General features: G+C 47.6%; 11 protein-coding genes and 1 pseudogene. All 12 read left to right on the forward strand.

Annotated features, from left to right (window positions below):
• Window positions 1-16: 16 nt before the first annotated feature.
• Window positions 17-853: pseudogene (gene glyQ / locus Q0369_RS03000) on the forward strand (glycine--tRNA ligase subunit alpha); the annotation flags it as partial.
• A gap of 218 nt (window positions 854-1,071) precedes the next feature.
• On the forward strand, window positions 1,072-1,794 hold the full coding sequence (locus Q0369_RS03005) for a Nif3-like dinuclear metal center hexameric protein (RefSeq protein ID WP_298095777.1): 723 nt from the start codon (window positions 1,072-1,074) through the stop codon (window positions 1,792-1,794).
• A gap of 9 nt (window positions 1,795-1,803) precedes the next feature.
• On the forward strand, window positions 1,804-2,511 hold the full coding sequence (locus tag Q0369_RS03010) for a zinc ribbon domain-containing protein (RefSeq protein ID WP_297948996.1): 708 nt from the start codon (window positions 1,804-1,806) through the stop codon (window positions 2,509-2,511).
• Complete coding sequence (locus tag Q0369_RS03015) at window positions 2,508-3,896, forward strand: glycosyltransferase N-terminal domain-containing protein (RefSeq protein WP_298095780.1); 1,389 nt, start codon at window positions 2,508-2,510, stop codon at window positions 3,894-3,896. The genes Q0369_RS03010 and Q0369_RS03015 overlap by 4 nt, the downstream gene beginning before the upstream one ends.
• Complete coding sequence (locus Q0369_RS03020) at window positions 3,896-4,645, forward strand: RluA family pseudouridine synthase (RefSeq protein WP_298095783.1); 750 nt, start codon at window positions 3,896-3,898, stop codon at window positions 4,643-4,645. The genes Q0369_RS03015 and Q0369_RS03020 overlap by 1 nt, the downstream gene beginning before the upstream one ends.
• A gap of 66 nt (window positions 4,646-4,711) precedes the next feature.
• A complete protein-coding gene (ffh, locus tag Q0369_RS03025) occupies window positions 4,712-6,052 on the forward strand; it encodes a signal recognition particle protein (RefSeq protein WP_298095786.1) in 1,341 nt (446 codons plus the stop codon).
• Between the two features lie 78 nt (window positions 6,053-6,130).
• Window positions 6,131-6,361: a 30S ribosomal protein S16 gene (gene rpsP / locus Q0369_RS03030; RefSeq protein ID WP_291939688.1), complete on the forward strand. Its 231-nt coding sequence runs from the start codon at window positions 6,131-6,133 to the stop codon at window positions 6,359-6,361.
• A gap of 1 nt (window position 6,362) precedes the next feature.
• The gene (locus Q0369_RS03035) at window positions 6,363-6,605 is read left to right on the forward strand and encodes a KH domain-containing protein (protein WP_005873158.1); all 243 of its coding nucleotides are present in this window, start codon (window positions 6,363-6,365) and stop codon (window positions 6,603-6,605) included.
• The gene (gene rimM, locus Q0369_RS03040; RefSeq protein WP_298095789.1) at window positions 6,598-7,128 is read left to right on the forward strand and encodes a ribosome maturation factor RimM; all 531 of its coding nucleotides are present in this window, start codon (window positions 6,598-6,600) and stop codon (window positions 7,126-7,128) included. Before Q0369_RS03035 ends, rimM begins: the two co-directional genes overlap by 8 nt.
• A complete protein-coding gene (gene trmD, locus Q0369_RS03045; protein ID WP_298095792.1) occupies window positions 7,125-7,826 on the forward strand; it encodes a tRNA (guanosine(37)-N1)-methyltransferase TrmD in 702 nt (233 codons plus the stop codon). Before rimM ends, trmD begins: the two co-directional genes overlap by 4 nt.
• The gene (rplS, locus tag Q0369_RS03050; RefSeq protein ID WP_005873155.1) at window positions 7,823-8,179 is read left to right on the forward strand and encodes a 50S ribosomal protein L19; all 357 of its coding nucleotides are present in this window, start codon (window positions 7,823-7,825) and stop codon (window positions 8,177-8,179) included. The genes trmD and rplS overlap by 4 nt, the downstream gene beginning before the upstream one ends.
• A gap of 294 nt (window positions 8,180-8,473) precedes the next feature.
• Window positions 8,474-10,746: acyl-CoA dehydratase activase (locus tag Q0369_RS03055; protein ID WP_298095795.1), on the forward strand; the 2,273-nt coding region annotated here is incomplete at its 3' end.

Here is a 10,746-nt window from a genome sequence, read left to right on the forward strand (position 1 = left end):
CGATAAAAGGATAAAAATGACGTTTTCACAGATTATTTTGACGCTTCAAAACTACTGGCACGAGCAGGGCTGCTTGCTCGTTCAGCCCTACGATATGCCCGCGGGCGCAGGCACCTATCATCAGGCTACCTTTTTGCGCAGCCTAGGAAGCAAACCTTGGCGCGCGGCATACGTAGCACCCTCGCGTCGCCCTACGGACGGGCGCTACGGCGAAAACCCAAACCGCCTCGGCGCGTATTATCAGTTTCAGGTGATCTTAAAGCCGAGCCCGGATAATATCCAAGAGCTCTATCTAAAAAGCCTGGAAAAGCTCGGGCTCGATCTTAAAAGCCACGATATCCGCTTCGTAGAAGACAACTGGGAGAGCCCGACGCTAGGGGCCTGGGGGCTTGGCTGGGAGGTTTGGCTGGACGGCATGGAGGTGACGCAGTTTACATATTTTCAGCAGGTAGGCGGCATCACGTGCGAGCTAATTAGCGGCGAGATCACCTACGGACTTGAGCGCTTGGCGATGTATCTGCAAAACAAAGACGACGTTTACGACATCGTCTGGGACGACAAGGCGGGGCTAGTAACCTACGGCGACGTGCATAAAAGGGGCGAGTTTGAGTTCAGCAAATACAACTTCGAGCTTGCGGACACCGCGATGCTTTTTAATCAGTTTGAAAACTGCTTTTGCGAGTGCAAAAGTATCCTAAAGCACGGCCTGGCGCTTCCTGCGTATGATTACTGCATGCTTGCGGCGCACACGTTCAACGTCCTTGACGCGCGCGGAGCGATCTCAGTCACGCAGAGGCAGGATTATATTTTAAAGATCCGCGATCTTGCCAAAAACTGCGCGCTTTGCTACGCAGATCCGCAAAAATACGTCGCCGATCTTTGCGGTACGGAGTGCAGCGATAAAAAAGGTGGCAAAGACGGCAGCGCGGCAAATGAGGGAGAAAAGAGCGAAAAATGCGGCGTTAAAAGGGCTGTCTCGGTGCCCGCTTTCTCCACAGGAGTAAATTTAAAAAACGCCCACGGCAAGCAAAACGCCGCGGACAAAGCGGATGAAAGCGCAAAGTAGGATTTATGAAAACGGGCGAAATTTATGAAATTTTAAACGCCGCCGCGCCCTTTTGCGACGCTGAGGCGTGGGATAATAGCGAGCTAATACTCGGAAACTTGGATGATGAAATTTCAAAAATCTATCTAAGCCTCGACGTTACTAGCGAGCTGGTGCGCGAGGCAGAGGCGGGCTCTCTTTTCGTGGTCCACCACCCGCTGATTTTCAGCCCGCTAAAATCGCTTGATCCGCGGCTATATCCTGCAAATTTGATCTATGAGATGATCCGCAAAAATATCTCTCTCATCGCGATGCATACGAATTTTGACAAGCACGTTTTAAACGGATTCGTAGCGCGCGAAATTTTAAAATTTGAAATTACGGATGAGCGGGAATTTTTGGTTTTTATGCGCGCAGATTTGAGCTTTGAGCAGCTGTGCGTACAGATAAAGCGCAAGCTTGGTATAGAGCATCTGCGCGCCGTAAAGACGAAAAATTTTATCCGAAATATCGCGCTTTGCACCGGCAGCGGAAGCGAACTAAATCAAAGCTTGGGCGTTGATTGCTTCATCACGGGCGATATAAAATATCACGCAGCGCTTCAAAATTTAGAAAACGGCGTGAGTTTGATCGACATAAATCATTTTGAAAGTGAGCGCTATTTTGGGCGCGCGCTCGCACCTTTCTTGCAAAAAAGCGAAATTGAAGTTATAATAAGCGAGCAAAAAAATCCATTTACGTATTATTAAAGGAAAAAGATGAACAAATATTTAAGCCAATTGGTAGAGCTTTGCGAATTCGATAAGCAGCTGGACGGATTTAAGCCTAAAATCGAGGCTGCGCAGGAGAAGCTGGGCAAAAAAAGCGGCGAAATTTCAGGCGCAAAGGAACAGATCGAAACTCTAAATGCGGAGATCGCCGAGCTAAAATCTCAAATTCTACAAGCAAACGCGCAACTTAGCGCCTTTTCGTCCAAGCTAAAAAGCACTGGCAAAAAAAGCGGCGCAGCAAAAACCGAAAAGGAGATCAAGGCCCTTAGCGTCGAAGAGGACATCGCAAAAGAGCAGCTCGAAGCCACAAACGAGGAGATCGAAAGGCTGGAAAAGATCGTAGCCGCAAAGGAAGCGCTCGTAAAAGAGCAGAGCGAAAAGCAAGAGGCGTTTGAAGCCGAGTTAAAAAGCTTGCAAGAGCAGGTGAGCGCCGAGATGGGCGAGGTCGAGGTCGCTCGCGGCGCGATCTACGCCAAGCGTGATAAGCTAATGCAGGCGATGAATCCAAAAACCGTCTCATTCTATGAAAAGATCCGCAAATGGGCGGGCAACACGGCGGTCTCGCCGGTGCGCAAACAGGCCTGCTACGGCTGCTTTATGCGCATAAGCGACAAGACCTATTCCGCGGTCATCAAAAGCGACGACATCGTAACCTGCCCGTATTGCGGCAGAATTTTATATAAAGAAGCCGAGTGATCTACACCGCCTTGGCGTTTTTGGCGTGGCTTGCAGCTGCGCCTTTTATTTTTATCCTAAGCTTTAAAAAAAAATACCGCACGAGCCTGAAGGCGCGATTTTTCCTATACAAAAACCCTAAATTTAGTCCCGCAGCGGTGCATTTTCACGCTTGCAGCCTGGGCGAGGTAAATGCTCTCGCGCCGCTAATTTCTAAATTTGAGAGCGTCGCGCTTAGCACGACCACGCGGACGGGCTTCGGTGCGGCGCGCGCGCTCACGCCGAACTCTCGCTATCTGCCGTTTGAAAATTGGCTTCCGTTTTGGCTTACGGGCAGCCGCGTGCTGGTGATCTTTGAAGCGGAGCTGTGGCTAAATTTGATCCGTTCCGCTAAATCGCGCGGAAGCTACGTGATCCTGCTAAATGCGCGCATTAGCGACCGCTCGTACGCGAGCTATCTGCGCTTTAAGTTTTATTATCGAAAAGCGTTTGAAAATATCGATCTGGTGCTTGCGCAAAGCGAGCTTGATGCGGCGCGGCTGCGGGAGATCGGCGCAAAAAATATAAAGGTCGCGGGCAACGTAAAAAGCGCAAATATCGCCGTTGCGACGAAGGATTATTCCGCCGCGTCCGCAAATAGCTTCGTGCTTACGATCTCAAATACTCACGAGGGCGAAGAGGAGCTCATTTTATCGAATTTAAACGATTTTATAAAATTTCGCAGTTCGCAAAATATGCCCGAAAAATACCCGCGCGCAGCGAGTGCCCGCGGCGATAGAAGCTTGCCTGGGGCTGAGCTTCGCGACGAGCAGGGCTCGACCGAGCCGATAAATTTAAACGCAGCTTCTTTGGATGCGGCGAGCTCAAGCGACGCTTCGTCCGCCGTGCCGAATACGACGCCTTTAAATGGCGCGTCTTTAAATTCTGCTGCACCGAATGCAGCGCCTGCGATCGCCACGCCGCAAAAGCTAAAAATCATCCTGGCGCCGAGGCACCCTGAGCGCTTCGAAAAGGTATGTGAAATTTGCAAGGCTTGGGCGCGCGAGCACGGGCTTAGCTTTGAGCGGTTCAGCGACGGCGCGGGGCTTGAAAGCGATTTTATCTTGCTTGATGCCTTCGGCGAGCTAGCGAACTTTTATAAAATTTCAAACGTCGTGATCTTAGGCGGTAGTTTTTTGCGCAATATCGGCGGACATAGCCCGATCGAGGCGGCGAGCTTCGGCGTGTCGATCATCAGCGGGCGATTTTTTTATAATCAAAAGGCGCTGTATGCGCTCGTACAAAACATCGCTCTATGCGACGCAAACGAAATTTCAAACGCTTTAAAAGAGCCGCTAAAGGGCACGCGGATAGATAAAATTTGCGATCTGCAAGAGATAGAAAATTTAATCAAGGAAAGAATTTAATGCAAGAAAAAGCCTATAAGCTGCTGGCGGCGCAGGAAAACATCTCGCACAACGAAGCCAAGGCCCTCATCGACGCGGGGCTTGTAAGCGCGCGCGGCGCAAAGATCGCTCTAGCGCGCGAGATGCTCGGCGAAAATACTAAATTTAGCGTGATGAAGCCCGCAAAACCCGCGATCATTTACGAGGATGAGAACGTTTTGGCAGTCAATAAGCCGCCCTTTATGAGTAGCGAAAATTTGGAAAAAATCTATAAATTCGGGCTTCTAAACCGCCTGGATAAGGAAACTAGCGGCGTCGTGCTGCTATATAAGAACGAGGAATTTCGCGAAGCGGCGATTGCGGAGTTTAAAAATTTACGCGTGAGGAAAAGCTACATCGCGATCGTGAAGGGGATCGTGAGCGAAGAGATGAAATTTGACGAGCCGATTTTGACGATAAAGACCCGAAGCGGCGCGTTTTCTAAAATTTCGCCAAACGGCAAGAGCGCATTTAGCGAGGTTTATCCGCTGATGGTAAGCGGCAAAAAATCGCTCGTGAAGGTGCGGATCGAGACGGGCAGGACGCATCAGATCCGCGTGCATCTGGCAAATGCGGGATTCGGCGTAATAGGCGATGAAAAATACGCTAAAAGCCGCTCGAAGCGGATGTTTCTGCACTCGTACGAGACCGAAATTTTAGGGTTAAAATTTAAAGCTCCGCCAGGTAAAAGCTTCAACGAATTCGGCTTTGAAATTCCCAAGGATCTCTGATATTCAATGGCTTTTAAGTTAATTTTAGGTAACATCGCAAGTTTAAAAATTTTATAAGGGATCAAAGTGTTCGAGATCATAAGCGAGTCGTTTAAAAACGCGGTCAATAAATTAAAAACAATCGATGACGAAAAAGCTTTAAAAAACGCCTTGGAGACGCTAAAAAAGGCGCTTTTAAAGGCCGACGTGCATCACAAAGTCGTAAAGGATTTTTTGGCGCTTGTCGAGGCCGATCTTCGTATCGGCACGATAGGACAGAAGCCGTTTTTGCAGTCCATCAAGACAAATTTGACTAAAATTTTAACGGCGCCTAGAGGCAGCAGTCAGGGATTTGTATTTGCTAGCACGCCTCCTACGGTAGCTTTGATGACGGGACTTCAAGGAAGCGGAAAATCTACAAGCACGATAAAACTTGCAAACTATCTGAAACTTCGTAAAAAAAAGGTCTTGGTCGCTGCGTGCGACTTGCAGCGCCTAGCTGCGGTCGAGCAGCTCCGCCAGCTGTGCGAGGCGAATGAGATCGAGCTGTTTTTTATCGAGGGCGAGAGCGATCCGATAAAGGTTGCGGAAAAAGCGCTAAGCAAGGCTAAAAGCGGGCTTTATGACGTACTGCTTGTAGATACGGCGGGACGTCTTGCGATCGATGAGGCGCTGATGGCACAGCTTGCGGAGATGAAAAAAGCTCTAAATCCGCATGAAATTTTTTACGTAGCGGACGCTATGAGCGGTCAAGACGGCATTAAAACGGCCGCTAAATTTGATGAAATTTTAGGTTTAACGGGCGTGGTCTTAAGCAAATTTGACGCCGATACCAAAGGCGGCGTAGCTCTTGGCATCGCGCAGCAGCTGGGCATCCCGCTTCGCTTTATCGGAACCGGCGAGAAAGTGGCCGATTTAGAGGGCTTTATACCCGATAGAATTACAGGTCGCATTATGGGCGAGGGCGATTTAGCGACGTTAGCCGAGAAGACAAGCGCCGTTTTCGATGAAAGAGAAGCTAAGGCCTTGAACAAAAAGATCAAAAAGGGCGAGTTTAATTTCAACGATTTCGTAAATCAGCTCGAAAGCGTGAAAAAGCTCGGCAATATGAAAAATTTGATCGGCATGATCCCCGGGCTTTCCGGTATGGCGAATAAGATAAAAGATATCGATTTGGAAAACTCAAAAGAGATACTTCATATCAAAGCGATGATTAACTCTATGACGCCGAAAGAGCGCGAAAATCCTGATCTGCTAAATAATTCGCGCAAGCGCAGACTTGCTGCTGGTGCAGGGCTTTCGCAGGTGGAGGTGAACCGCTTTTTAAAGCAGTTTGCGGGCGCTTCGAAGCTTGCGAAGAAATTTTCGGGCAAGGGCGGCATGCAGGGGCTTGCCTCAATCGCTCAAAGGCAAAATTTACCGAGATAATTTCTCGGTAGAGTTTGCAGATGTTTAAGTTTTAGCCATCTGCAAGTTCTAAAACTTACAAAAATTTAAGGAGAAAAAATGGCAACAGTTGTTAGGCTTACAAGAATCGGAAGAAAGAAGCAGCCTTTTTATCGCATCGTGGTAACGGATAGTAGGAAAAGACGCGACGGCGGCTTTATCGAGACGATCGGCTTTTATAACCCGTTAAAACAGAGCGATAATATCAAATTTGACGCGGAGCGCTTAGCATACTGGAAGAGCGTAGGCGCGAAGTTAAGCGATAGGGTTGCTCAAATCACAAGCAAATAAAATGGTAGAAAATTTTATAAAAGAATACGCAAAGTTGATCGCCGACTATCCGCAGTCCGTCTCTACGCAAAAGCGGGTCGGTGAAAACTTTACCGAGATCATCGTCTATGCCGACAAGGCCGATACCGGTAAGCTCATCGGCAAGGACGGCAAAATGATAAACGCTATAAAGACTGTCATCATCGGCTATAAAGCAAAAGATCCGATCAATTATAAAATTACCGTCAAAGCCAAAGATGCCTGATGATCTTTTGGAGGTCGCAAAGCTCGGTCGGACTATAGGTCTAAAGGGCGCGGTTAAAATTTTTGATCGCAGCGACTTCCCCTCTCAGTTTAAAAAAGGCGCCAAATTTTATCTGCGAAACGGCGAAATTCTAGAAATTCTATCCTTTAGCGGCGCAAATTCTAGTGCTATTTTTAAAAATTACGAAAGCGTAGAAGCGGCGGCAAATTTAACCAACCAAATCATTTACCGCAGCAAAGAGGACACGCGGAAATTTTGTAAATTGCAAAAGGGCGAGTTTTTTTACTTCGATATTATCGGGCTTGAAATTTATGAAGACGGTGCAGTTTTGGGGCGCGTAAGGGACATATCGCAGATCGGAAACGGATATCTTTTTGAAGTAGAAACGGATGAAAGCCTAATCTCGCAGGCTTTGCCGAAAGAATTTTTCATCCCCTACGTGGACGCCTATGTGAAAGAAATTTCGCTTAGCGAACGTAAAATTTTTACGCAAAATGCGCGCGCGATTTTGGAAAATTCATGAATTTTATCTTCATCTCTCTATTTGAAAATCTCATCGCGCCCTATTTTGAGGACTCTATTTTAAAGCGCGCGGCCGATAAGAAAATAATCTCGACGCATTTTTTTAACCCGCGAAATTTCACGACAAATCGCTATAAAAAAGTAGATGATTATATGATCGGCGGCGGTGCGGGGCTTTTGATCGGCACGGAGCCGCTTGCCGGGACTATAGAACACGTAAGAGCTAAATTTAAAAACGCCAAGTTTATCTACCTCTCGCCCGCCGGTAAAAAATTTAACCAAAACGACGCCAAGCGCCTAAGCGGCGAAGAGAGCCTATGCTTTATCTGCGGGCGCTACGAGGGGATTGATGAGCGCATAGTCGAAAGATATGTAGGTGAAATTTTTTGCATCGGCGATTTCGTTCTTACCGGCGGCGAGCTCGGCGCGCTTTGTATGTGCGATGCGATAAGCCGCAACATAAAAGGCGTTTTGGGCAACGAAAGCTCGCTTGTCGAAGAAAGCTTTGAAGGCGGAATTTTAGAGGCGCCTGCATTTACAAAGCCTGATGTTTTTGAAAATTTACCTATAGTTTCAGAGTTTTTAAAGGGTAATCACGCTAAAATGCGCAGCTTAAAAAATCAAATGGCGCTATGCAAAACGAGGTTCTTCCGCCCGGATATGTACCGAAAAATCGCCAGAAATAAAGGAAATTTATGAAAAACAAGTATATCCAAGCGTTTGAGGACGCTCAGATCACAAGCAAAAGTGTGCCTGATTTCCGTGCCGGCGACACCTTGAAGGTAGCCATTAGGATTAAAGAGGGCGATAAGAGCAGAATTCAAAATTTCGAGGGTACTTGCATTGCACGCCGCGGAAACGGCGTCAGCGAGACCTTCATTATTCGCAAGATCGGCGCAAATAGCGTCGGCGTAGAGAGAATTTTCCCGATCTACAGCGAGAGTATCGAAAGCATCGAGGTTCTAAGAAAAGGACGCGTTCGCCGTGCGAAGCTATTTTACCTACGCGACAGACGCGGTAAAGCGGCTAAAATCAAAGAGCTTCGAAAATAATCCTTTAAATTTATGCTTCCCAATTCAAAAGGAAGCTCTTTTTATCATGCGCGAGATTTTAAAAAATTTCGCGCAAAATCTACTCGCATTAAATCTAAAATTTTACAACTTTTCCATTAAAATTTTTAATTTTGAATTGCCTAAAAATCGCCTTTTTCTATAGAAAAAGATAAAATATATCCTGATTTTATTTGCGTTTAAAAATATTACTATAAAATGCAAATCTTAATTTAGAAAGCTCGCGCTAAATTTGAGAATCCGGCCGAGTAAAATTTATTCAGTAAAGAGCGAGATGTGATTTTTTTAGGCATTGACGTAGGATCAACCACTGTTAAAACGGTAGTTTTAAATGAAAAATATGAAATTTTAAGCAAGAGCTACGAGAGGCATCTGGCAAAGCCCAAGGAACTGGTGCTGGATAAAATTTTGCAAATCCAAAAAACCTATGCGGGCGAGCAATTCAGCGTCGCCATAGCGGGTTCGGCAGGCATGGGTATCGCCAAAAATTGCAAAATTCCGTTCGTCCAAGAGGTTTTCGCTACCTCGCTCGGCGTTAAGCGGATGTTTCCAAAGACCGATGTCGTCATTGAGCTCGGCGGCGAGGATGCTAAAATTTTATTTCTCACGGGCGGACTTGAAGAGCGTATGAACGGCTCATGCGCGGGCGGTACCGGCGCATTTATCGACCAGATGACCAATCTTTTGCATCTGGATATCACGGAGCTTGATCGTTTAAGCTTTGCGGCGAATAAAATTTACCCGATCGCCTCACGCTGCGGTGTGTTCGCCAAAAGCGACATTCAGCCGCTGTTAAATCAAGGCGTACGCAAGGAAGACATCAGCGCCAGTATCTACGCCGCAGTCGTCGAGCAGACGATCTCGGGGCTCGCTCAGGGTCGCGAGGTCAAGGGCAATATTCTGTTTCTAGGCGGCCCATTGTTTTTCCTAAAAGGCCTTCAGAAGCGCTTTAAAGAGGTGCTAAAGCTCACCGACGAAACCGCGACTTTCCCTGACATCGCGCCTTATTTCGTGGCTTACGGCAGCGCGCTGTACGCAAAGGATACGGGCGAGACTCTAAATTTAGAGGAGACGATCGCGCTTTTAAAAAAGGAACCCGACAGAACCGCGCTGGAAGCCGAGCCGCCGCTTTTCAAAGACAGAGCGGAATTTGACGAGTTCACCGCTCGTCACGCCCGTGCGAGCGTGCCTAAAGTAGATATCCACACCTATAGCGGAGATGCGTATTTGGGCGTGGATTGCGGCAGCACCACGATCAAAGTCGTGCTGATAGGCGCAAACTACGAACTGCTCTATAAATTTTACTCCTCCAATAAAGGCGATCCCGTCGATATCCTGCTGCCGCGTCTTAAGGAGCTATACGATCTTTGCGAAGGCCGTATCAAAATCAAAGGCAGCGGCGTTACCGGCTACGGCGAGGATCTCATCAAAACCGCCTTTCGCTTCGATTACGGCATCGTCGAGACGATCGCGCATTATAGCGCCGCGCGTCACTTCAATCCAAAGGTAGATTTTATCATCGACATCGGCGGACAGGACATCAAGTGCTTTTCGATAAAGGATGAAAATATCGATTCTATCGTGCTAAACGAAGCGTGTAGCTCGGGCTGTGGCTCATTTTTGCAGACCTTTTCAAATTCTTTAGGCTACGACATCAAAGATTTTGCGAATTTAGCCCTTTTTGCGACCCATCCCGCCAAGCTCGGCAGCCGCTGCACGGTCTTTATGAACTCCTCGGTCAAGCAGGCCCAAAAGGACGGCGCTACGATCGAGGATATCAGCGCGGGTCTTGCCATTAGCGTTATTAAAAACGCGATCTACAAGGTTATCCGCGTGCGAAACGCCGACGATCTTGGGCAAAATATCGTAGTGCAGGGCGGGACATTTTTAAATAACGCCGTGCTGCGCGCATTTGAGCTGGAGCTTAAGAAAAACGTTATTCGCCTCGATATCAGCGAGCTTATGGGCGCATACGGCGCAGCGCTTTTTGCCAAAAATAACGCGAACGAGCGCACCGATATGATCAGTCGCGCCGAGCTTGAAAGCTTTACTCACAGCAGCGAATTTAGCGTCTGCAAGCTCTGTACCAATAAATGCCCGCTTACGATCAGCCACTTCGGCGATACTAAATTTGTCACAGGCAATAAATGCGAGCGCGGTGCGGGTAAGGAGATCCGCCACGACATTACGAATTTATTTGAGTTTAAAAACGAGCTTTTGCGAAAATATCGTAAGCCACCGAAGCAAGACGCACCGCGAGTCGGAATTCCGTTTGTTTTGAATATGTTTGAGATGATCCCGTTTTGGAGCGCATTTTTTGAAAATTTAGGCATGAGCCTCGTGTTGTCGCAAAAGCCGCGAAAAGAGACGCTGTTTTTGGCAAGCCAGAGCATCCCGAGCGACACCGTTTGCTACCCGGCTAAAAGCGTGCACGGCCACATCTACGATCTTTTAAACAAGGAAGTGGATTTTATCTTTTATCCATGCATGAGCTACAGCCTGGATGAAAATATCAGCGAGAACTGCTACAACTGCCCCGTAGTCGCATA

It is taken from the genome of uncultured Campylobacter sp., from assembly GCF_938030685.1.
GTDB lineage: Bacteria > Campylobacterota > Campylobacteria > Campylobacterales > Campylobacteraceae > Campylobacter_B.